This is a genomic window from Acidobacteriota bacterium (assembly GCA_016195325.1).
Lineage (GTDB): Bacteria > Acidobacteriota > Polarisedimenticolia > JACPZX01 > JACPZX01 > JACPZX01.
Genome location: JACPZX010000036.1, coordinates 1 through 22,539, shown reverse-complemented (window position 1 = coordinate 22,539; position 22,539 = coordinate 1). Strand labels below are relative to the sequence as shown.

General features: G+C 66.4%; 17 protein-coding genes. 12 read left to right on the top strand and 5 right to left on the bottom strand.

The features are described from left to right. Positions 1-88: 88 nt before the first annotated feature. Positions 89-3,538, bottom strand: coding sequence for a hypothetical protein (locus HY049_08375; GenBank protein ID MBI3448913.1), 3,450 nt, complete (start codon positions 3,536-3,538; stop codon positions 89-91). Between the two features lie 180 nt (positions 3,539-3,718). Further along, the gene (locus HY049_08370) at positions 3,719-5,491 is read right to left on the bottom strand and encodes a DUF885 domain-containing protein (protein ID MBI3448912.1); all 1,773 of its coding nucleotides are present in this window, start codon (positions 5,489-5,491) and stop codon (positions 3,719-3,721) included. Between the two features lie 70 nt (positions 5,492-5,561). Between HY049_08370 and HY049_08365 the strand changes: the two genes are divergently transcribed. The 6 genes from HY049_08365 to HY049_08340 all read left to right on the top strand — a co-directional run bounded on the left by HY049_08365 (position 5,562) and on the right by HY049_08340 (position 14,088). Further along, a complete protein-coding gene (locus HY049_08365; protein MBI3448911.1) occupies positions 5,562-6,281 on the top strand; it encodes a site-2 protease family protein in 720 nt (239 codons plus the stop codon). 57 nt (positions 6,282-6,338) lie between these two features. Further along, on the top strand, positions 6,339-7,361 hold the full coding sequence (locus tag HY049_08360) for a M20/M25/M40 family metallo-hydrolase (GenBank protein MBI3448910.1): 1,023 nt from the start codon (positions 6,339-6,341) through the stop codon (positions 7,359-7,361). Between the two features lie 10 nt (positions 7,362-7,371). Then, positions 7,372-10,050, top strand: a complete 2,679-nt coding sequence (locus HY049_08355; protein ID MBI3448909.1) for a protein kinase — start codon at positions 7,372-7,374, stop codon at positions 10,048-10,050. A gap of 4 nt (positions 10,051-10,054) precedes the next feature. Then, on the top strand, positions 10,055-12,277 hold the full coding sequence (locus HY049_08350) for a bifunctional salicylyl-CoA 5-hydroxylase/oxidoreductase (GenBank protein MBI3448908.1): 2,223 nt from the start codon (positions 10,055-10,057) through the stop codon (positions 12,275-12,277). A gap of 213 nt (positions 12,278-12,490) precedes the next feature. Further along, a complete protein-coding gene (locus HY049_08345) occupies positions 12,491-13,255 on the top strand; it encodes a hypothetical protein (protein ID MBI3448907.1) in 765 nt (254 codons plus the stop codon). A 38-nt stretch (positions 13,256-13,293) separates the two neighbouring features. Then, on the top strand, positions 13,294-14,088 hold the full coding sequence (locus HY049_08340) for a hypothetical protein (GenBank protein MBI3448906.1): 795 nt from the start codon (positions 13,294-13,296) through the stop codon (positions 14,086-14,088). 22 nt (positions 14,089-14,110) lie between these two features. Here HY049_08340 and HY049_08335 read toward each other — a convergent pair whose 3' ends face one another. The 3 genes from HY049_08335 to HY049_08325 form a co-directional block, all read right to left on the bottom strand. After that, the gene (locus HY049_08335) at positions 14,111-15,634 is read right to left on the bottom strand and encodes an insulinase family protein (protein ID MBI3448905.1); all 1,524 of its coding nucleotides are present in this window, start codon (positions 15,632-15,634) and stop codon (positions 14,111-14,113) included. A 2-nt stretch (positions 15,635-15,636) separates the two neighbouring features. Continuing rightward, on the bottom strand, positions 15,637-16,992 hold the full coding sequence (locus tag HY049_08330; GenBank protein MBI3448904.1) for an insulinase family protein: 1,356 nt from the start codon (positions 16,990-16,992) through the stop codon (positions 15,637-15,639). Between the two features lie 66 nt (positions 16,993-17,058). After that, positions 17,059-17,514: a hemerythrin domain-containing protein gene (locus HY049_08325; GenBank protein MBI3448903.1), complete on the bottom strand. Its 456-nt coding sequence runs from the start codon at positions 17,512-17,514 to the stop codon at positions 17,059-17,061. Between the two features lie 293 nt (positions 17,515-17,807). Here HY049_08325 and HY049_08320 point away from each other — a divergent pair, with 293 nt between their 5' ends. From HY049_08320 to HY049_08295, 6 genes are all read left to right on the top strand, one after another. Further along, the gene (locus HY049_08320) at positions 17,808-18,020 is read left to right on the top strand and encodes a 4Fe-4S binding protein (GenBank protein MBI3448902.1); all 213 of its coding nucleotides are present in this window, start codon (positions 17,808-17,810) and stop codon (positions 18,018-18,020) included. 26 nt (positions 18,021-18,046) lie between these two features. Then, the gene (locus HY049_08315) at positions 18,047-19,159 is read left to right on the top strand and encodes a 2-oxoacid:acceptor oxidoreductase subunit alpha (GenBank protein ID MBI3448901.1); all 1,113 of its coding nucleotides are present in this window, start codon (positions 18,047-18,049) and stop codon (positions 19,157-19,159) included. Further along, a complete protein-coding gene (locus HY049_08310) occupies positions 19,156-19,977 on the top strand; it encodes a 2-oxoacid:ferredoxin oxidoreductase subunit beta (GenBank protein ID MBI3448900.1) in 822 nt (273 codons plus the stop codon). The genes HY049_08315 and HY049_08310 overlap by 4 nt, the downstream gene beginning before the upstream one ends. Before the next feature lie 23 nt (positions 19,978-20,000). Further along, positions 20,001-20,573: a 2-oxoacid:acceptor oxidoreductase family protein gene (locus tag HY049_08305; GenBank protein MBI3448899.1), complete on the top strand. Its 573-nt coding sequence runs from the start codon at positions 20,001-20,003 to the stop codon at positions 20,571-20,573. 264 nt (positions 20,574-20,837) lie between these two features. Next, complete coding sequence (locus HY049_08300; protein ID MBI3448898.1) at positions 20,838-21,761, top strand: HAD hydrolase family protein; 924 nt, start codon at positions 20,838-20,840, stop codon at positions 21,759-21,761. After that, positions 21,733-22,431: a hypothetical protein gene (locus HY049_08295; protein ID MBI3448897.1), complete on the top strand. Its 699-nt coding sequence runs from the start codon at positions 21,733-21,735 to the stop codon at positions 22,429-22,431. Before HY049_08300 ends, HY049_08295 begins: the two co-directional genes overlap by 29 nt. The last annotated feature ends 108 nt before the right edge of the window (positions 22,432-22,539 follow it).

The following is a 22,539-nucleotide window of genomic DNA, read 5'->3' as shown; positions in this document are numbered from 1 at the left end:
GTGCAGATTCGGGAGTGAGACGTCGGGCCGATGGCGGGCGCGGAGGAGTGGATTCCTCCGCGCCCTTCTCACCGTGATCGGCGACGAACTACGGCCGAACCTCCGTGATCGTCAGGTCGTCGACGAGGTAGGCCTCCGGGGTCGTGGCCGGCTGGCCGTTGGGCGTCGCGTCGACCTGGGCCTGGAAGCGAAAGTCCACGCTGCTGAGGTAGTTCTGAATGCCGTTCGGAGTGATCGTGAATCGATACGTGGCGATGACGAAACGGTCTGCTCTCTCGAGGTACTGGTTGGGCGCCGTCTCATCGTGCGAGTACGCGAGAGTGCCGTAAATGCTCGGCTCAGGGCTTCCCGTGATCTGGATGCTGCCGCCGGCTGACTTGTTGAGTTGAAGAGCTCCGGTTATCCCTCCGGACAGAGGCCTGCTGCTCGCGAGAGTACGCTCCAGGGTGAAGGAGAGATCGAACGAAACGGGCAGCGTCCCGTTCCTGTAGACGTCGTTGAATCGAGTCAGGAGCGGATCCGATGTGATGTGGAGGGTGAAAAGGCTCGCCGTGTTCTTATTGTTGTTCCCCGTCGTGTCCTGGAACTGGACGGCGTTGTTGCCGCCGATGCTCACGACCGTCGTGCTCCCGCCGGTGTTGTTGCTGACAGTGAACGGCGACGTCGCCCCGCCGAAGGCGTTGTAATAGAGCGGCGCCGTCGGCTCCTGGTAGAGAATATTCTTGGCGTCCAGATCGTCCTGGACGAAGACCAGGTAGTCGCCGTTACCCCTCTGGAACGCGGTGAGCCCCTCCGGAACGTCGACAAACGGAGCTTCGCCGCCGATCTCGGGGCCGGGGGTGAAGGTCTTGATGAGCGCCCCGGTCGCGGTGTCGTACGCGAAGGTCTCGGCCGTGTCCATCATCACGACGTAGACCCTGTTTCCCGCGACGTCCATCGAGTGAGCGGAGTGGTAAGTGCCTCCATAAGGGATGACCGTCTTCCACGCGATGGTCCGCGGGCCGTTGACCCAGTTGTTGTACCGGCGCAGCTCGTGGCCGATGATTGCGAACTCGGCGGAGCCCGGCAGGTAGTCGTTCTTCTTGGAATACAAGCCAAGGTACATCGTGTCGGTGGCCGGAATGTAGATCGCGTGGTTCACCTGGGTAATCGCGTAGTTCGGATCCGGGTCGGAGTTGAAGCTCGCGTAGGCGTAATCGTCGATGTTTGTCCCGTCGTATTTCGGATTTCCCGCCGTGTCGAGGCCCAGGCAGCGATAGCGGCGAACGAGGGGCTCCGAAATCGGATTGGGCTGGTTCGGATCGGAATTCGTGGTCCAGACGTCCATGTTGGCGTCCACGTACCAGCCGTAAAGGCTGTACTGGGACGGGCTGTCCGTGATGTACTCGGTGTTATTGGGATCGATACTGCCGTTCCCGTCGATATCCCGCCAGATCAGGCGAGCCGCCCCCCCGGGGAAATTCGCTGGCCATTGAAGGTTATACGTCTGTCGGGTCATCAATCCGGATGGAATGGCAATCTCGCTGTTTGCGGCGAACCGGTAGATCCCGAGATAAACTCCGAACTCGGTCGTGACGAACATGAACTTGCTGCCGTTCTTGTAGCGGATGAAGGTCCCGCCGAGGCCTCCGGAGTTCGGGTACTGCAGTCGAAGGTCATCGTGGTAGTTCGGGTCCAGCGTCACGCCCTTGTACGTCCACTGCTGGCCTGTGGGCTTGCTGTAATCCATCGTGAAGTGCTGCTGCACCGTGTAGAGGTCCTTCCCGTCGGTCGTCGGATCGACTCCGGCGGCGTCCCGGAAGACCAGCCCGTACCGCTCCCAGAGCAAGTTGCCCGACGAGTCGAACTTGCGCAGCTCCGTGCCTCCGGGAGCTTTTCTGCCGCCCAGGTCGCCGGCCACCCAGACGTTTCCCGAATAGTCCACGCCGACACCGACGGGCGTGTTGAGCTTGAGGGGCCCCACGAGCCCCTTCGTCCCTGAAAAGACGCCTCCCTGGTTCCCGAAGGTTCCGATCTGGGTGCCGCTCGAGTTGAACTTCTTGATCTGCATGTCGGGGCCCTTGTCCGCGACCCAGAGAACTCCGGTTCCGTCCACAGTGATGGCGCTGGGATCCCATCCGGAAGGCGCAATGTCAGGCCCCAGCCAGTTGCCATTGGGGCCGTAATGGACGATTGCCGGTACTCCGTTGGCGTCGGCGATCAACCAGAGGTTGTGGTTCGAGTCGATGGCGCTCCCGCGCGGATGGCTGTACGGGGATGCGACGGGGAAGCTTCTGAGGAGGTTCATCGTCATGCCCGAGTTGGCGTTGTAGACGTTGATGGTGTTCGCCATCGTGTCGCTGACGTAAAGCTCCCGGGTGCCGGCGTCGATGGACAGGCCACGGATGACGTGATCCGTCACCCTGCTCACGATCTTCAGGCTGCCATCGTAGCCGCCTGCGGTGCCCGGATTGGTGTTCGGGTCGATGTTGGGACCGGTGAATGGGGCCGGCTTGCCGTCGACGGCGTATCGGCGCACGCAGTACCACACTTCGTTCGCGTCGGGATACCCGCCGGCCGGTTGCCCGTCGAGATGGTGCTGCTCCATTCCGAGGTAGGCGTACGTCCCGTCCGACGTGACCGCGCTGCCGCCATAGCGACTCCAGGCGTGCGTTTCGGTCAGCGTGCCGAGGATCGAGCCGTTCGTGTCGTACATGCTCGCCTCTTCTGCCGCCTCGTCCCAGAAGGTGTCGAGGAACATCTTCCCGTTCGCGGGGTCGACGTACATCCCCTGCGTGTTCTGCTGCACCGATCTCAGGGCTCCGGGAAGGGTGTTGGCGATCCAGGAGGTCTGGTAAGGGAGGGTCGGCGGTTTGAGGCTGACGTTGGTGAAGATGCCCGTCGAAATGTTGTTGGCGTCCTCGGAGACGACCGCCATGCCGACGAGGACCGTGCTGGGGAGGTTGATCAGGTTGACGCCGTCGATCCAGGTCCAGGTGACGCCGTCGGAGGAGACGTAGAGTGTGATCTCATCCTTGACCCGCACATACCTCAGAAACCTGCCAAAGGACAACCCCTGCAGGTTGAGTCCGTTCTCGGTGTATCCGCCGTTCAGAGATCGGAATTCCACGCCGACTTTCGCCCCGGAGCCCGGACCGGTCCCCGCGGGTACCTGGTACGCGAACACAAACCTCGAATCCGCGGCGACGCTCTCCCGGACCATGACGCCGCCCAGCGGCTCGGAGTAGAGTGGCTGGCTGAGGCTCTCGAACTTGGTGACGAACTCGAAATCGCCGGTGTACGACTGGAACACGTAGTGGAATCCGTCGGCGTACTGATAGATGTTCGTCCCCGTGCCATTGACGGTGAAAGTGCCCGAAGAGTATGTCGCGCTTCCCGGAACGGTGAAGGGTCCCCCGACGTCCAGATGGCACCAGGGGTCGGCGAGAAGCGTCGAGCCCGAGGGGCAGGTCGTGGCCCAGGCCGGCGCCGCGAGAAGAGATGACAGGACGGCCAGACCAAAGAACGCCATTCCGTTCGCGAGAAATTTGCGTCGCACGATGGACCTCCTGGATGCGAGCTCGGGGCTCGCAATGGGCGGGTTGAATCGGGCGGATCCGTTACGTTGGGGCGAAATGTGAGGACTCGGGGTCAATGAGCGGGCGGCTCATTCACAGGGAATATCCTGCCCGCTTTCTTCGAGGCTGTCAATGGGACATTTTGCCCCATTTTATCCCGACTAGCGCCCCTCGCCCAGCCTCACCGCCTCCCGATACCCCGAGTCGTCCCCGAGCATCCCCCATTCGGCGAGAGAGAGCGGGATGCTCGCCTGCGAGAGCAGCTCGTCGTGGAATGCGCGCAGCGAGAAGGCCGCGCCCTTCGCGTCCCGGGTGCGGCCCAGGAGCCTCTCAATCTGCCACTTGCCGAGGGTGTAGTGGATCTTCTGCCCCGGCGTCGCGGCGGCCCCGGCCGCCTCGCCGGTCGCCGACTCGCGATCGAGCCCCCCTTCCTTCATGAAGTAGTCGACGGCCTGATCGAAGGTCCACTCGCCGGTGTGGAGCTTCACGTCCACGGTGACGCGCGCGGCGCGGTAGCGCATCAGCCTCAGCACCTGCGCGAAGCCCCCCGGTGAATCGTCGTAGAGGCCTGTGCGCAGCATCAGCTCCTCGCCGTAGAAGGCCCATCCCTCCTGGAAGACGCCGTCCTGGTGGAGCCGGCGGATCTCGTCGGCGTTCTTCCGCGCGATCGAGAGCTGCAGGAAGTGGCCGGCCACCCCCTCGTGCCCGAGGATGGGCCTCGGGTCGGTGATCGCGGCGCGGATGTAGAAATTCGGCGAGTTCGGGTCGTACGTCGGGATGAAGAAGAAGCCGGTGGGATCGTCGTCGAAGATCCCGGGCGGGTTCATGAAGCCTCCCGGTGACGTCGGCTTGAAGGCCGCGGGGAGCTCGAGGATTCGGAACGCGCCGATATTCGAAGGGACGGTGAAGAGGTCGCGCTTCCGGATGTGCGCGAGGAGATCCGCGGTGCGCGCCTCGTAGCGGGCGAGGAATTCCGCCTGACTCTTCGGCACGCTCGCCCCCGAGGTCGACACCTTCACGTCGGCCAGGTTCGGGTCCGGGAGCCACGACTCCATCGCCTTCGCGCGCGCCAACTCGATCTGCCCCAGCGAGGCCACGAAGTCGGCGTCGACGGGGAGGAGGAGCACGCGCGAGAGCATCCTGTTGTACGCCGCCTTGCCGACGGCGAGGGGGGCCGACATCGAGGGGCGCCGGGCCTCGATCTTCGCGGCGAAGGAGCGCAGGGCGGCGAGGGCGGCGTCGCGGGCGCGGACGAGATCCTCCCTCTCGGCGGCGGTCAGCGCGGGGGAGCGGGGGTTGCGGCTTTCCGTCTCCGCGAGGGCCATGAGGCTCTCGGTGAAGAGGGGCCCGATCCCGGCGACCGACTGGACGGCGAAGCTCGCCAGGATCGGCACGGGCTCGGTGAGGTTGAGGAGACCCTGATCGAGGAGCGCCGGCATCGCCCTGAGGCGCGCCGTCGCCGCGCGCGCGCGGTCCGCCTTCGGCGCGTACTCCTTCTTGATGAGGGAGAAGATCGCGTTGCTGCACTCGTTCACGTAGAGGCCGGGATCGCGGCGATGGGCCCGCAGCACCTCCGCGCCGAAGATCGATCCCTCGATGTCCGATCGGAAGAGCGCGAGGGCGATCTGATCCGTGGCGCTCCAGCCGCCGGCCTTCGCGTCAATCCCCGCGATCGCGGCCATCGCCGCGCGCGCCCTCTCCTCGCGCGCCGCGACGGCGGCGGGCGCATAGTCGGTGAGCCGCGCGTCCCACGTGTGGAGCCCCTGGTCCGAGGCGTACGTCGGCTGATCCTCGATCGCCCAGGCGTAGTAGGCGTGGGCCATCGCGCGGAACGACGCGACGTCCCCCACGGGCGCAGGGGGCGCCGCAGCCGCCGATCCGGTGAGCATGATGATCGTCCCTCCAAGGGCCACGACCGAAGCGATCCTGTGCATTCTCGTCTCCTCCGCCAACGGCGCCGACAGGCTGGTCAGGGTATTCGAAATCCGGGCTAGAATGCGCCGCATGGGGGGCGTTGCGCGCGTCGGCGAGTTCGGGATCTGGTACATCGTCTTCCTCTTCACGCTGACGCTCCATGAGGCGGGGCACGCGCTGGTCGCGTGGATCGGCGGCGACGACACCGCCTACCGCGGCGGGCAGGTGACGCTCAACCCCTGGCCGCACATCCGCCGCGAGCCGTTCGGAACGATCGTCGTCCAGATCCTGACCTTCGTGACCTCCGGGTGGATGATGGGGTGGGCCTCGGCGCCCTACGATCCCGAGTGGGGGAGGCGGCACCCGAAGCGCCTCGCGGCGATGTCGGCCGCCGGACCCGGGGCCAACCTCCTCCTCGCCTCGGTGGTCTTCTTCATCCTCAAGGTGTTGCTCGGGGCCGGAGTCTTCACGGCGCCGGGGCGCGTGGGCTTCGACACCCTCGTCACCCCCGCCGCGGGGACCGAGGCGGGCTCGTGGCTGTACCCTCTCTGCGTGAGCCTCTCGGTCGCGCTGAACCTCAACGTGCTCCTCTTTCTCTTCAACCTGATCCCGCTTCCTCCGCTCGACGGGAGCGGCGTCGTCTCGGGGCTCCTCCCCGGATCCGTCGGGAAGGCGCTCGAGGGGGTGGCGCGCAACCCGATGATGTCGATCGTCGGCCTGATGCTGGCGTGGCGCCTCTTCGACTACGTCTACCCGCCGGCGTTTTCGCTGCTTCTCGTGCTTCTCCACCCCGATCTCAGCTACGGTTGATTCGACCCGCGACCAGAGTCCAAGGAGCTTCAAGATGCCGACCCCGAAGAGAGTCCCATCCGCCAGCGCCGATCCCGCCGCCGTCCTCGGGAGGGCGAAGGATCTCCGCAAGTTCATCGTCGACCTGACGCTCCGCATCTGCCGCGAGCGGACGGTGGACTACTTCGAGGCCGACTACCCGCAGGGGGGGCCCGACGGCATGGCGATGCCGGGGCACGAGGGAAAGGTCGTGAAGATCCTCGCCGCGGAGCTGAAGAAGCTGAAGATCCCGTACAAGACCTACGCGAAGGTGAAGGGGCGCGAGAACCTCCTGGCTTCATCTTCGGCGCGGTCGGCGACGAGGAGGTCGGCGTCGGCGTCGGCCTCGACTTCCTCATCAAGAAGAAGGTCATCAAGTGCACCGACGCCATCATCCCCGACATCGCGGGGGACATGAAGGAGATCAACATCGCCGAGAAGGGGCGGGTGATCCTCAAGGTGCACTCTCACGGGAAGCAGGCGCACGCGATGGAGCCGAAGAAGGGGATCAACGCCGTCCACGCCATGGCGCACTTCCTGACCGCTCTCGAGAAGCACACGCTCAGCCACGCGCCCCACGCGGCCTTCCACGACGGGCCCACGATCAACCTCGGGCTGGTGAAGGGTGGCGTCGCGCCGAACGCCGTCGCCGCCGACTGCGAGGCGACGCTCGACATCCGCTTCCTGCCGGGGCAGAGCGCCGAGGGGATCCGGGCCGAGATCCAGGGGCTCGCCGACAGCGTCCAGCGCTCGGGCGCGACGCCGGGGGCCTCGTTCAAGGTCGAGATCTTCCAGAGCGTGGGCCCCTGCGAGGTGAAGCCCGACGCCCCCATCGTCCGGATGATCCGGAAGCACGCTCCTGACGCGAAGATCACCGGGAGCGGCGGTGGCACCTTCGCGAAGGACCTCATCCACGCCCTGGGCATCGAGGCGGTGGGGTGGTCGTGCGGCAACGAGGCGACGTACCACCAGCCCAACGAAGAGGTGGAGGTCGATCAGCTCGTGACCTTCGCAGGTCGCCTCGCGAACCTCGCCCTCGATCTGTGCTCCATGAAGGCGTGACGCCGGCTCGATGACCTGCCCATCCTGCGCCAGCGAGATCAAGGACGCGAGCCGCTTCTGCTCGACGTGCGGGGCCGGCCTCGAGGCCACGTCGGTCGCGCCGACGCGGACCTCGCTCAGGGACCTTGGCGTCTCCTCCGGGGCGCTCGACGACGCGCGATTCATCCCCGGGACTCTCCTCGCCGGGCGGTACCGGATCATCGGCCTCCTCGGCAAGGGGGGGATGGGGGAGGTCTATCGCGCCGACGATCTGAAGCTCGGCCAGCCGGTCGCGCTGAAGTTCCTTCCCGAGGCGTTCGCGAGCGACCCCGTGAGGCTCAACCGGTTTCTCAACGAGGTGAAGATCGCGCGGCAGGTGTCGCACCCGAACGTCTGTCGCGTCTACGACGTCGGCGAGGTGGAGGGGCAGCACTACCTCTCGATGGAGTACGTCGACGGGGAGGACCTCGCGTCGCTCCTGCGCCGCATCGGCCACCTGCCGCAGGACAAGGCGATCGAGGTCAGCCGCCAGATCTGCGCGGGGCTCGCGGCGGCGCACGACCGCGGCGTGCTCCACCGAGATCTCAAGCCGGCGAACGTGATGATCGACGGGCGCGGCAAGGTGCGCCTCACCGACTTCGGCCTCGCCGGCCTCGCGGGCGGGTTCAAGGAGGGGGAGATTCGCGCGGGGACTCCGGCGTACATGGCGCCGGAGCAGCTCGAGGGGCGCGAGGTGTCGGCGAAGAGCGACATCTACGCCCTGGGCCTCGTCCTCTACGAGATGTTCGCCGGCACGCACCCCTATAAGGCCGACTCCGTGGCGGAGATGGCGCGCAAGCGGGAGCAGGCGACGCCGGGCTCCCTCTCGTCGCGCGTGAAGGATCTCGATCCGGCGGTCGAGCGGGCGATCCTGAGGTGCCTCGAGAAGGATCCGAAGGCGCGACCGGCGTCGGCGATCGCCGTCGCGGCGTCGCTCCCGGGAGGCGACCCGCTGAGGGCGGCGCTCGCGGCGGGGGAGACGCCGTCCCCCGAGATGGTCGCGGCGGCGGGCGACGTCGGCGGGCTGAAGCCGGCGATCGCCTGGGCGCTCCTCGTCTCGACGCTGGGCCTTGTCGCGCTGGTCGTGGTCCTGACGGGGAAGACGTCGCTGCTCGATCGCATCACCCTCGCGAAATCTCCCGAGGCTCTCTCCGAGAGAGCGAGGGAGGTCCTGCACAGGCTCGGACACGTTGCGCCGGCCGTCGACAGCGCGCGGGGCTTCAATCCCGACGGGGACTATCTGCAGTGGGTGGCGAAGAACGATCCCTCCCCCACGCGATGGGCTCGACTCGCCTCCGCGCGCCCTCCGTCTCTCTTCTTCTGGTACCGCGAGAGCCCGCGTCCCATCATCGGAAAGAAGACGATCAGCGTGGTGGAGCCCTTCGATCCTCCCCTGGACGTCCCCGGGATGGCGCTGGTGGGCCTCGACCCGGCCGGTGGCCTGATCGGCTTCGTCGAAGTGCCCCCGTCCATGAGCGATCCGAACGCGGCGCCCGGCGTGGAGCCGGACTGGTCGGTCCTCTTCGCGGAATCGGGGATCGACATGAAGGCCTTCACCCGCGTCGACTCGATCTGGACGCCGCCCGTCTACTGCGACGCGCGCGCCGCGTGGGAGGGACCGCTCCCCGGGCATCCGGAGACGAAGATCCGTCTCGAGGCGGGTGGGTGGCACGGCCGGCCCAACTACTTCCTGACGATGGGGCCCTGGTCGAGGCCCATCTCGGACTCGATCGATCCTCCGCCGAGCGCGATGTCCTTGTCCGGCAACGTCGAGGTCCTGATCCAGCTCGTGCCGCTCATCGCCGCAATCTTTCTCGCGCGTCGCAATCTGAAGGCCGGCAGGGGAGATCGCTCGGGGGCCTTCAGGGTCGGCCTCGGATTCCTTCTCGTTCACTTCGTCGTCTGGGCCATCATGGCAAACCACACGGGCAATCTTCCCGAGGAATGGGGGATGCTCCAGCGGACGAGCGGGTGGACCCTCTACTATGCCGTGACGCTCTGGCTCTCGTACCTGGCGCTCGAGCCGTACGTTCGCAGGAGATGGCCCGACGCCCTCATCTCGTGGACGCGCCTTCTGGGAGGGAGAGTGCGCGATCCACTCCTGGGCCGGGATCTACTCACCGGGTCTCTCGTCGGCGTGACACTGGCTCTTCTGTTCCAGCTGGCGTCCCTGGCGCCGTCGTGGATGGGTCGACCGCTCGGCACGCCCAACACCCCGGACTTCAACGCCCTGACGGGGCCCGGTTTTCTCGTCGCGATCCTGCTCGACTTCATGGTCCACAGCGTCGTCATCGCCATGGGGGTGCTCTTCATCCTCTTCCTGCTGCGGGTCTTTCTGAGGCGCGAGTGGCTGGCGGCCGTCGGTCTCTCGCTCATCATCTCGATGCAAGTCGTGCTGGGCAACGATCTCCTGCCCCTCGCGGCGCTCTTCGCATCCGCCGCGGTGGGGCTCTTCACGTTCACGATGATGCGGCACGGGTTCCTCGCGGCCACGGTGGCGATGATGGTCTCGCGATGGCTCAACGAGCTTCCGCTCCCGTCCAACTGGCACGCGTGGTACGCGGGTATGTCGACGCTGGTCCCCCTCACCGTCGCGGCGCTCGCCGTCTACGGCTTCACCATCGCTCTCGCCGGCAAGCCGATCTTCGGAGGCAACCTGCTTGAGGATTGACGTCATCGGCGGCGGGCCCGCGGGGCTGTACTTCGCCTTGCTCATGAAGAAGGCGCGCCCCGCGTCCGAGATCACCGTCCACGAGAAGAACCCCGAGGGGGTGACGTGGGGGTGGGGGGTCGTCTTCTCGGACGAGACGCTCGAGAACTTCCAGACGGCCGACGCCGAGACGTACGCCGCCATCACGGAGAGCTTCGCGCGGTGGCAGTCCATCGACACGCACTTCAAGGGGCGCGTGATCCGATCGGGCGGACACGCCTTCTGCGGTCTCAAGCGCGTGAGGCTCCTCGACATCCTGGAGGCGCGCTGCCGGCAGATCGGCGTCGCGCTCCGCTTCGGAGTCGAGATCGCCGATCCGGCGGCACTCGAGGACGCCGACCTGATCGTCGCCGCCGACGGCGTGAACAGCCGCGTGCGCACGCTCCACGAGGCGACCTTCAAGCCCGACGTCGAGACGGGGCGGTCCCCCTACATCTGGCTCGCGACGCGGCGCGTCTTCGACGCTTTCACGTTCATCATCCGCGAGAGCCCGCACGGCCTCTTCCAGGTGCACGCCTACCCCTTCGACGCCGAGATGAGCACCTTCATCGTCGAGACCGACGAGGCGACTTGGCGGCGCGCCGGCCTCGACACCGCCACCGAGGCCGAGAGCGTCGATTACTGCGAGAGGCTCTTCGCCCCCGAGCTCCAGGGGAAGGGGCTTCTGAGCAACAAGTCGGCCTGGATGAAGTTCCGGCGCGTGAAGTGCGCGACGTGGCGGCACGGGAACACCGTGCTCATCGGCGACGCGGCGCACACCGCCCACTTCTCGATCGGCTCGGGGACGAAGCTCGCCATGGAGGATTCGATCGCCCTCGCCCGCGCGCTCGCCTCGGGCGGGAGCGTCGAGGAGGGGCTCGCGCGGTACGAGTCCGATCGATGGGTGGACGTCCTCAAGAAGCAGCGCGCCGCCGAGGTGAGCCAGCGCTGGTTCGAGAACATCCGCCGCTATGCCGGTTTCGAGCCCGAGCCCTTCGTGGCCGGGCTCCTCACGCGTTCACGGAAGGTGACGCACAACAACCTCAAGCTCCGGGACGCCGGCTACGTCCTCGCCGTCGATCGCTGGTTCGCGGACCGGAGCGGCCGCGCCGGCGTCGAGCCGCCCCCTCCGCCGATGTTCACCCCTCTCAGGCTCCGGTCGCTCGAGATCCCGAACCGCGTCGTCGTCTCGCCGATGTGCATGTACTCCGCAGTCGACGGTCAGCCCTCCGACTGGCACCTCGTGCACCTGGGGAGCCGCGCCGTGGGCGGCGCCGGCCTGGTGATCACGGAGATGACCGACGTGTCGCCCGAGGGGCGCATCACCCCGGGGTGCGCGGGGATGTACAGGGCCGAACACGCGGCCGCGTGGCGCCGCATCGTCGGGTTCGTCCACGGAAACTCCACCGCGCGGATCGCCATGCAACTCGCGCACGCGGGGCGGAAGGGGTCGACGAAGGTCCCGTGGGAGGGGGACGACGAGCCGCTCGACTCGTCGAACTGGCCGATCCTCGCGCCGTCTCCGATCCCGTGGGCACCCCGCAACCAGGTCCCGAGGGAGATGGACCGCGCCGACATGAAGAAGGTCGTCGCCGACTTCGTCCGCGCCGCGGGCTGGGCGGAGGGGGCGGGCTTCGACATGCTCGAGCTTCACTTCGCCCACGGGTACCTGCTCGCGTCGTTCCTGTCGCCGCTGACCAATCGCCGGAAGGACGCGTACGGCGGCTCGCTCGAGAACCGGATGCGCTTCCCCCTCGAGGTCTTCGACGCGGTGCGCGCCGCATGGCCGGCGGCGAAGCCGATGTCTGTTCGGCTTTCGGCGACCGACTGGATCGACGGAGGCTTTGATCCCGATCAGGCGGTCGAGGCCGCGAAGATGCTCAAGTCCCACGGCTGCGACGTCATCGACGTGTCGTCGGGGTTCACGACCCCCGAGTCGATCCCGGCGTTCGGGTCGATGTTCCAGGTGCGCTTCAGCGATCAGATCCGCAACGAGGTCGGGATCCCGACGATGACCGTCGGCAACGTGCAGAGCTGGGACCAGATCAACACGATCCTGGTGTCGGGCCACGCCGATCTCTGCGTGCTCGCGAGGCCGCACCTCGTCGACCCGTACTTCACGCTTCATGCGGCCGCGCAACAGAAGTACGTCGGCGTGAAGTGGCCCAACCAGTACCTCCCCGCGGCGCCGCGGCCGCCGAAGGAGTAGGGAGCCGCCGGCCGGCGAACCATCTCACATATATATTGCGTATTAATTCTATGCGTGATAGCGTTCCGGGCGGTGGCGTCGATTCCTGTCATTGATCTATATCGTCGCCAACGCTCCCGTGGATTCTTCAGGAGCCCATGCCGCCGAAACGGAGACGCGGCCGAGGGGCTCCGGAGCGGCGGTTTCGAGCGCTTCCGGAATGCGGAGATCTGAATGGCAGCCTCGGAATCCTCTAGGGTCGGTGACGTCGCCAGGGCCGCGGTGCGTCTTTCGAGAAGTCCGCTCGGGATCATCGGGCTCTTCATCGTCCTCATCTACGGCGTCGCCGGACTCGTTCTGGGATTCGGCGGCGCGGCACTCGACTGTGAGAGCGTCAGGGTTCCGCTCGTCTGGTTCCTGATCGTCTTCCCCACGTTCGTCTTCACGGTATTCGTCTGGCTCGTCGTGAAGCACCAGGACAAGATCTTCGGGCCCGTGGACTTCGGAAGCGCCGAGGACTTCATCAGATTCGTTCAGCTCGGAAAGGAAACATCGCGGAGGGTGTCGATTCTGGAGGAGGTCTCTCCCGTCGCGATTGACGCTCCGCCTCCCACGCCGGAGGCGCGGGCGGCCGCGCCGGCCAACGCAGACGACCCGCAGAAGGGACGATGGGGGGGGAAGCGCGCGAGCAGGAACCGGGTGATCGGCGTCGGCCGGATCCGGTCGCTCAGGTACGACAATGACTACTACCGGATTCCACTCGAAGTGCGGTCGACAGATCCGGCAAATCATCCGCTGACCGGGTCGGTCACCTTCCACCTTCACCCCACCTTTGATCCCGACGTCCAGGTCGTGGAAGCGCGCAACGGGGTGGCACGACTCGAACTGGTTTCCTACGGAGCCTTCACGGTGGGTGCGGCGACCGACGAGGGCGCGACATTGGAGATAGACCTCGCCGATGCCGACATCGATGCGCCGGAGGCCTTCAAGACGTCGTGAATCGCGCCAACGCGACTCTTTCGCGGAGTGAATCACCGATGAAGCTCGATCTTGCGTTGCTCTCCCGAGAGTACAAGTCGATCGAGGATGTCGTCCGGGATCTGACCGTGATCGAGGAGACCCTCCGCACGGCCAGGGATCGCCGGGCGGTCTTTGTCACGGCCTACGTCCTGATCTCCCGGGACATCCGGCGGCGTCTCGCGTCGAAGGCTTTTCAGGACGGGGGGTGGGTCGAGCGCTATGCGGTCGCCTTCGCGAACCTCTACCGCCGCGCGTTGTTCACGTTCGAGAGAGGTGATCTCGCGACAGTCCCGAAGTCGTGGAGGATCTCGTTTCGGGCTTCGTCTCAGGGCCGCGCGCTGGTCCTCCAGGATCTCGTGCTCGGCATCAACGCGCACGTGAATCACGACCTCCCCGTGGCGCTGCGGGAGGTCACCATCGATCCGGATCGGGCGACGCGTCACGCGGATCACACCGCGATCAACGAAGCGTTGGAGAAGACCACGCGCCCCGTGCGGGACAGGATCGAGAAGATCTACGCGCCCGGCCTCGCGATCTTCGACAAGCTCCTCGGGCCGCTCGAGGAGGAGATCACGTCGTTCAGTTTCGAGGCGGCCCGCGAGCACGCCTGGGCCGAGGGGGTGGCGCTGGTCGACGCGGGATCCGATGAGGCCCGCCGATCCCGCGAGAGGATCATCGACAATCAGGCGCAGATGCTCGGCCAGGTCATCCTCGCTCCGACGACCGCCAACCCTCTGCTCGTCGAAGTCTTCCGCCACATCGAGAAGAACACGACGTGGTGGGACGTCCTGGGGCTTCACCAGTTCGCCTGACGCGGCCCCAGGGCCGCATGCGCTACTTCGCGAAGACCTCGTCGATCGGCACGATGGTCACGTTCGCCGCCGGGATGCGGAGGGGGAGGACCGAGATGACCTTGTCCTCGTCGAGGATCTCCTGGGGCTTCGTCGCCCCCTCGCCGTACTTCATCGGGGACGGCGTGTCGCTCACGATGGCGTCCCTCAGCCCCTCGGCGTCCTTCGCGATCATCACGATGCGGAGGTTGTCGGCGGTGAGGTGCTTCCGGATGGCCGCGTTCACGTCGGCGAGCGTCAGGGCGTCGAGCCCCTTCCGGACGAACGACACGTAGTCGTCGTAGCCGTACGCCGCCGCGTCGAGGGCGTACCCCTGGATCTCGCTCTGCGTCTTCGCGACGAGCGCCGCGTTCTTCCTCAGGAACTTGCGCGTCTCCTCGAACTGGTCCTGGGTGAGCCCCCTGTCGATGAGGCGCTGCAGCTCGTACATCGCGATGCGGAGCGCGAAGTGGGAGTTCGCCGGCTCGACCGGGCGGATCCAGAGCTGGAAGATCTGCTGTCGGCGGAAGAGGTTCGGGTCGGGCATGAACTGGAACATGCCGCGCGGGAAGTACTCGGTGTAGGCGTAGTCGCCGTAGTTCAGGCCGCGGATCTCACGGATGCGCTGGAAGAGCCACGCGCTCGAGTTCCGGTGCTGGCCGAGCCACGAGCGGGCGACGTCGAGGGCGATCCAGTCGCGATCCGCGCGCGTCACGCGGATCGGGAAGCCGATGGAGATCGCGGTGGCCCGTGTCTCCTTCTTGAGGATGGTGAGCCGGCGCCCCTCCACGGCCTTCGGCGCCGTGATCGCGACGCTCGAGGCCGGCCCCTCGGGGAGCTTCAGCATGTCCTTCTTCACGCGATCGAGGAAAGCGTCGCTGTAGCCTCCCGACATCGCGAGCACGAGGTTCGCCCGCGTGTAGTTCTGGCGGTAGAAGGCCTTCACGTCGTCGATCGTGAGCTTCTCGATCGCCGAAAGCGTCCCGGCCGTGAGGTGGCCGTACGGATGGCCCGCGTAAATCTCGGTGTAGAGGCGCTCCTTGCCCAGCTCCTCCTCGTTGTTCTCGCGGAGCGAGACCTTGATGTAATTCAGCGTGTCGTCCTTGACGCGCTTGAAGTCCTCGTCGCGGAAGCCCGGGTCGAGCAGCATCGCCGAGATGAGCCCGTAGTACCCGTCGAGGGTGTCGACGTGCGTCGTCCCCATGAAGACCGTCATCTCCTTGTCGACGTGCCCGCCGAAGCCGGTGGCCATCGGGTAGAAGGCCTGGACGATCTCCTCGTACTTCATTGCGCGGCTGCCGGCGTCGCTCACCATCGAGGCCGTCATCGCGGCGAGCCCTTCCTTCCCCGCGGGGTCGGCCGCGGCGCCGACGTTGAAGAGGATTCGGAACGAGACGAGCGGGTCTTTGGTCTGCTTGAGCACGGTCTTGAACCCTCCCGCGGCCCGGCCCGTGGCGGCCGAGCCGGCGGCGATGATGGCGACGAGGACGAAGGTCGTGGCGAGGCGGCCGGCGCTCTGCGCCCGCATGATCAGTTCCCCGCCGCGTCGGCCCTGTGGGCCAGCGTCACGATGGTCCGGCGGTTCTCGGCGAAGTACTTCTTCGCCATCGCCGTGAGGTCCTCGGGCGTGATCGAGTCGTACGTCGCGTACAGCCGGTTGACCGTCTCGGGATCCGGGTCGAGCTGGAGGAAGTCCGAGAGGATCGACGCGACCGATTCGGTGTTGTCCATCCGGAGCGCGAACGAGTACTTTTGGTTCGACTTCACCGCGGCGAGGCGATCGGCGCCGACCGGCTTCCCCTTCGTCTCCTCGAAGGTCCTCAGGATCTCGCCCTTCACGTACTCGACGTCCTTCGCGTCCTTCACGCGCGCGAAGACGACGAGGAGCCCCGGGTCGCGCGAGTTGCCGAAGAAGGGCGACAGGGCGTCCACCTTCTGCTCGTGGATCACGAGCTTCTGATAGAGGGGGGAAGACGACGAGAAGGCGACGGAGCTGATGAGATCCATCGACGGCATGTCCTTCGCCGTGTCCGAGTACGCGGGGCCCTTGTACGCCACCGCCACCCAGGGGAGGGTCGGCGTGGGCCAGTCGACCGAGGCCTGCCTCGCCGCCGCCTGCTCGGGCTCGACCGGGATCTCCTGCCGGAAGCCGCCGCGCTTCCACGATCCCCAGTGCTTCTTCACCATGGCGAGGACCGCGTCGCGCTGCACGTCGCCGGCGATCACGATCACCGTGTTCTCGGGGCGGTAGAAGCGATCGAAGAACTGGCGTGAGTAGTCGAACTGCTCGGGCATCGCCTCGATGTCCTTGAGGAACCCCATCGTCGTGTGCTTGTACGTGTGCCTGTCGAACGCCGTCTCCTGGAGCTTCTCGAAGAGCTGGCTGATCGGGTTCGCGGAGTTCTTGTTGTACTCGCCGAGGACCGCCTTGGCCTCGGTGCGGAAGGCCGGCTCGGGGTACTTGAGCGCCTGGAAGCGGTCGGCCTCGATCTCGACGACCTTCTCGAGATCGTCCTTCACGAAGAGCGTGTGATAGCAGGTGTAGTCGTCGTTCGTGAAGGCGTTCGACTCGGCGCCGATCGCCTTCATCAGGGCGTCGTAGGCGTCGGCCGAGAACCGGTCGGTGCCGCGGAACATCATGTGCTCGAAGAAATGGGCGAACCCCGACTTGCCCGGCTCGACCTCGTTGCGGCTGCCCGTCCGCACGACGATGTAGTGGGCGACGACGTTCGGGTTTCCGAGCGGCACGACGACGAGCCGGAGGCCGTTTTCGAGATCGTCGACCGTGTAGGGGAACGGGAAGATCTTGCTGCGCGCGGACGCGGGGGTGGAGGCGAATCCGAAGATGAAGAGGACGAGCAGCAGGGGGACGAGCTTCGTCAGCATGGGCGTCTCCGCGATGGGGAATTCAGGCGTGCTGCGAATCGGGGCGGAAGGATAGCACCCGGGCCGTCAGTCGAGCGCGCCGGAATCGTCGTCGAGCGCGCGCATCAGGATCTCGTTCTCGCGGCTCTCGTGCTCGGCGAGCTCCTTCGTGAAGGCCCGGGCACGCGCCCGCAGCGAATGGAACGGGATGTCGTACGGCGGCACTGCGGGGATCGTGTCGACGAGATCGTCGATCGAACGCAGCAGCGCGCCGTGCTCCGCGAGGAGGCGCCGGGACGCCGGGGTCATCGCCGGCGACTGGGTCTCGATCTCCTCGAACAGCCCCGACTCCTCCTCGGCGCCGAAGTGCTCCGCCAGGCCCGGGCGCAGCTCCTTCAGCCGGGAGGAGAGATCGGCCAGCCACTCCGTCCGGCGCTCTCCGTCGGGGGGATGGTTGAGCAGCGCGTCGAGGCGGTTGAGCGTGTGGTGGAGCGACCGGTGCTCGCGGAGGAGCGAGCGGGGATGCCGCAGGACGACGGCCATGGCATGACTCCCCGGAGCCTTCCCGAGCCGCCGCCAGGGCCGGCTCCGATTCCATCGCGGGCATCAAGGACCTCCTGCAAGCACGAGGCCACGCCCCGCGGCGTCTGGCGTGGTTCGTGCAAACACGCGGAGGCAGAGACGACACGAGCGTTTCGGGCGCGGAGCGTTCCACGCGAGGCCCCGCCCCCGTGCGCCAAACGACCCGGCGTTGCGCACCGAACCGCGCGCCCCGGGGGAACACGGGGACGGAGTTGAGTGAAACCGCCGCGTCGAAGAAGAAGCCTCCGCCACGCATCGACATCAAAGTCTCGTGGTGCAAGGGGTGCGGCCTCTGTGTGGATTTCTGCAACAGGGAAGTCCTCGTGATGGAAGGGGCGCTCCCCCGCGTCGTGCACGCGGAGCGGTGCACCCGATGCCTCCTCTGCGAGGCCGCCTGCCCCGACTTCGCGCTCGACGTGAGGGACGAGGCGCCCGCCGCCGCGCCGTCACGCGAGGCCGCGCCGTGAGCGGGGCGCCCGGTCCCCGCGCCCGGATGATGACGGGGAACGAGGCCTGCGCGGACGGCGCCCTCGCGGCGGGACTCACCTTTTTCGCCGGCTACCCGATCACCCCCTCGTCCGAGATCGCCGAGGTGCTCGCCGAGAGGCTCCCGCGCCGCGGCGGCGTCTTCCTGCAGATGGAGGACGAGATCGCGGCGATGGGCGCGATCATCGGCGCGTCTCTCGCGGGGCGCAAGACGATGACCGCGACGAGCGGCCCCGGCTTCTCTCTGAAACAGGAGAACATCGGCTTCGCGTGCATGGCCGAGATTCCGTGCGTCGTCGTGAACGTGCAGCGCGGCGGCCCGAGCACCGGTCTTCCAACGATGCCCGCGCAGGGAGACGTGATGCAGGCGCGCTGGGGGACGCACGGAGATCACCCCGCGATCGTCCTCGCGCCGAACTCCGTCGCGGAGACGTACGATCTGACGGTGCGCGCCTTCAACCTGTCGGAGGCATGCCGCACGCCGGTCATCCTTCTCCTCGACGAGATCATCGCGCACGTCACCGAGAAGGTCGCCCTGCCTCCGCGGATCGACGTCGTCACGCGCGCGGGGCCCGACGCGCCGCCCGATCGCTTCCTCCCGTACCGCCACACGCCCGACGGCGTGCCGCCGATGGCGGCGTACGGGGTGGACGGCTACCGGTTCCACGTGACCGGCCTCGCGCATGACGAAACGGGATTCCCCACGAACGACCCGCGCGAGATCGACGCCCTCAACCGGCGGCTCGCCGCGAAGATCGATCGGCGCGCCGCAGAAATCACCGACGTCGTCCGCGAGAGCCTCGACGACGCCGAGGTCGTGGTCTTCGCCTACGGGTGCGTCTCTCGCGCGGCGCGGCAGGCGGTGCGCGAGGCGCGCGCGGAGGGGATCGCGGCCGGCCTCCTCAGGCCGCGGACGCTGTGGCCGTTCCCCGAGGCGGCGGTGCGCGCCGCGGGCGCGAGGGCGAAAGCGGTCGTCGTTCCCGAGATGAACCTCGGCCAGATGGCGCACGAGGTCGAGTGGGCCCTCCGCGGCGCGTGCCCGGTCGTCCCGTTCGCGCGCGTCGACGGCCTCGCGATCCGCCCCTCCCAGATCCTCGCGGAGATCCGGGCGGCGGCATGAGCGGCTACGACGACTGGCTCCGTCTCGACAAGCTCCCGCACATCTGGTGCCCGGGATGCGGCGACGGGATCGTCCTCAAGGCGATCCTGAGGGCGGTGGGGCGGATGGGGTGGACGCCCGGCCAGGTCTGCATGGTCTCCGGGATCGGATGCTCGAGCCGCACCCCCGGTTACGTCGACGTCAACACGCTGCACACGACGCACGGCCGGGCGCTCACCTTCGCGACCGGCGTGAAGATGGCGCGCCCCGATCTCCAAGTGATCGTGGTGACGGGCGACGGCGACGCGACCGCCATCGGCGGCAACCACTTCATCCACGCCGCGCGCCGGAACATCGACCTCACCGTCATCCTCTACAACAACTGGATCTACGGCATGACGGGGGGGCAGGCCTCCCCGGCGACGCCGGCGGGCCGCCGCGCCTCGACGGCGCCGTTCGGCATGATCGAGCCGAGCTTCGACATCGCCGCGCTCGCGGCGGCGGCCGGCGCGACCTTCGTCGCGCGCGAGACGGTCGCGAAGCCCTTCGTCCTCGACAAGCTGATCGAGCGCGCCCTCCGCAAGAAGGGGTTCTCGCTTGTCGAGGCGATGACCCCGTGCCCGACCGCTTTCGGCCGGAGGAACCACCAGGCCGACGCCGTCGAGATGGTCGAGTATCTGCGGATCCACTCGACGTCGAAGGAGAGGGCGGCGACGCTGCCGGAGGAAGAGCGGCGCGAGGCGATCACGACCGGCGTCTTCGTCGACATCGATCGCCCCGAGTTCTGCGGCGAGTACGCGAAGCTGGTCGAGAGGCTTCGTGAGCCGGTGACGGCGTGAGCGGCCGTCCGGCGCGCATCGAGATCCGCCTCAGCGGCGAGGGGGGGCAGGGGCTCATCCTCGCGGGGAAGATCCTCGCCGAGGCGGCCGCGGTCGAGGAGGGGCGCAACGCGGTCCAGAGCCAGAGCTACGGCCCCGAGGCGCGCGGCGGCGCGAGCAAGTCCGACGTCATCATCGCCGACGGCGAGATCGACGACCTGAAGGCCGACTCCCTCGATCTCTTCCTCGCCTTCACGCAGGACTCACTCGACACCTACCACGGCGACGTCAAGCCCGGCGGCCTCCTCGTGATCGAGGCCGACCACGTCGCGCTCCCCCCGGGGGAGACGCGCCGCACCGTGCGGATCCCCTTCCAGGCGATCGCGCGCGAGAAGCTCGGCCGGCCGGTCGTCGCCAACATCGTGGCGCTCGGCGCGATCGTGAGCCTCTCGAACGTCGTGAGCGTGGAGGCGGCGGAAGCCGCGGTCCTCGCGCGCGTGCCGAAGGGGACCGAGGAGCTGAACCGGCAGGCCTTCAGGCTGGGGGTCGAGGCAGGCGGAAGCAAAGGCCGGTTGATCGCGCAGCGGCGGGGTGCATTCCCGAGGGGGGATACTTGACTCTTGGAATGAGTAATCGGTCTTGAGGTGTTGGTAGCGGTAGGTCTCGCGCCGGAAAACGTTCCGGCAATCCTGTACCTCCTCTCGGCCGCATCGATCCATTCGGGCGCGAGCCAGCTTCATCGACACAGCTCACAACGCCGACGCTCTCTGCGAATACGTCGCGTCGGTTGGATCCACGGCCGACATTCGGAATCACGATCTGTCGATGAAAGCGTCCTATCGCCCGCTCAAGCGTCCTAGCTTCGCGTGCTAAGCTGCTTCATGACGTTCGATCGCCTTTACTTTTCGGCTGGAACAGACGCCGTCGACGCAGCGTTGATCACCAAGGCCACGGCGCTTCAAGCTTTTGCGTTGAATAACAGAATCCCCCTGGGCCGAATCGCCGCGATCGGTGACAGTTCAAACGACATTCCGCTGCTGAGCATCCCCCGGCTTGGCTTGGCGGGAGCTCCTGCCAACGCGCAGTCGAGCGTCAAACGCGTCCTTTCGACGATCAAGCGCGCCTTCATTTCCGAGAAAAGCGTCCTTGCGGGATTCGCGGAGTTCTACGCGCAATGCGAGGAAAGTGGCATTCAGTACGTGTTCGCCGATCGTGACGGCGTGCTCGTTTGGAGTTGGCGCCAGGCTGAGAAGCGGCGACTCAGACTCCTGTTTGCACGCATGGGGTTGGAAGGCCGCCCGTTCATCATCGTTATTACTGGCTCTTCCTACGAGCAGAACGTCGAGTTCATGCGCGAGTACAGACTCGATTCCAGCCTTTCGAAGAATCGCCGTATCCGCGAACGTCCGTGTCTCATTTACGCAGAGAACGGAGCGCTGCAGGTCAATATCCTTAACCAACGTGTCCGCAAGTACTCTGACGCCCTTGACAAGGGGTTGCTCCGCGTCTTGAAGAATGACTTTCGCGAGACCCTCTTGCAGAAACTTGAGCAACAGCTTCTCCCCAAGTACTCGTTGGAGTTCAGTCGAGTGCCATCGAATCGACGTTCTACGTTGTCTCTGATTCCGAAACAAACCATGGTGACGCTTAACCTGCCGAAGCGACACCTCAGTGCCTTGGAGTATCGCTACAGCGCCGAGTCCGACCGCCTCCGCGTCGCAATACTCGAGGAAATGGCGTCGACGGCACACCAGCTTGGTCTGCCCTACGAGATTCTTGGCGACGACGCATCAGCTTTCGGATAACGAGCGTCCGAAAGACCCCGGAGTCAGCGTGGCAAAAATGAATAGGGTGATAGGTCGTGCCTACACTACGAGAGTCTCGGGCAGCGCAAGCCTGAGAGGCTTGCTGTGGGTGCTCGCTGCAATGTCGTTCGCCGGACTCGTGTGGGTTGTGAAGGATCCGGCGGCTTGCCGACTCGGTAGTCCGGCGGAGTTCCTTCTGGTACTGGTGCTGAGTCTTGAGGGGATTGTGGCAAGCAAGCATCTGACCCAGGCTCAGATCGATACAACTGAGGCTACGAAGACCACTAAACTCCAAGCGTTCACCGAAGTGTTAAGACAAATCAGCGATGAGAACGTGCGAGAGGCGAGACGGTGGATCTTAACCGCCAATCTGCCGGAGGATGGGGAGTTCGAAGTCCAACAGGTGACGGTTGAAGAACTTAACAACGTGCGAAGACTGGCAGTCACATACGATCGGGTAGGGTTCTTCGTGAAGTCCGGCCTGTTTCCCATAGAAGACGAGTTCTTTGCGTGGCACGGCGAGGAAATCGCGAAGTTGTGGAAGAGAATTCGAAAGCTCATCGCTCACGTTCAGGAGACAGAGGGTCGGCGTGGGTATGGCCAGTACTTCAAGTACTTGGGTGAAGACTGGTGCACCCAGATGTCTTCACGGGCGAAGCGAAACGTGTAGTGACGTCTGGCCGCGGTCCTCGCGCGCGTGCCGAAGGGGACCGAGGAGCTGAACCGGCAGGCCTTCAGGCTGGGGGTCGAGGCGGCAGAGGCGTCCTAGAGCATCTTC

Excerpts from the sequence above, each read along its gene's own strand:
- HY049_08370 (MBI3448912.1), bottom strand. The coding sequence starts at position 5,491 with ATGCACAGGATCGCTTCGGTCGTGGCCCTTGGAGGGACGATCATCATG.
- HY049_08365 (MBI3448911.1), top strand. The coding sequence starts at position 5,562 with ATGGGGGGCGTTGCGCGCGTCGGCGAGTTCGGGATCTGGTACATCGTC.
- HY049_08355 (MBI3448909.1), top strand. The coding sequence starts at position 7,372 with ATGACCTGCCCATCCTGCGCCAGCGAGATCAAGGACGCGAGCCGCTTC.
- HY049_08345 (MBI3448907.1), top strand. The coding sequence starts at position 12,491 with ATGGCAGCCTCGGAATCCTCTAGGGTCGGTGACGTCGCCAGGGCCGCG.
- HY049_08340 (MBI3448906.1), top strand. The coding sequence starts at position 13,294 with ATGAAGCTCGATCTTGCGTTGCTCTCCCGAGAGTACAAGTCGATCGAG.
- HY049_08335 (MBI3448905.1), bottom strand. The coding sequence starts at position 15,634 with ATGCGGGCGCAGAGCGCCGGCCGCCTCGCCACGACCTTCGTCCTCGTC.
- HY049_08330 (MBI3448904.1), bottom strand. The coding sequence starts at position 16,992 with ATGCTGACGAAGCTCGTCCCCCTGCTGCTCGTCCTCTTCATCTTCGGA.
- HY049_08325 (MBI3448903.1), bottom strand. The coding sequence starts at position 17,514 with ATGGCCGTCGTCCTGCGGCATCCCCGCTCGCTCCTCCGCGAGCACCGG.
- HY049_08315 (MBI3448901.1), top strand. The coding sequence starts at position 18,047 with ATGATGACGGGGAACGAGGCCTGCGCGGACGGCGCCCTCGCGGCGGGA.
- HY049_08310 (MBI3448900.1), top strand. The coding sequence starts at position 19,156 with ATGAGCGGCTACGACGACTGGCTCCGTCTCGACAAGCTCCCGCACATC.
- HY049_08300 (MBI3448898.1), top strand. The coding sequence starts at position 20,838 with ATGACGTTCGATCGCCTTTACTTTTCGGCTGGAACAGACGCCGTCGAC.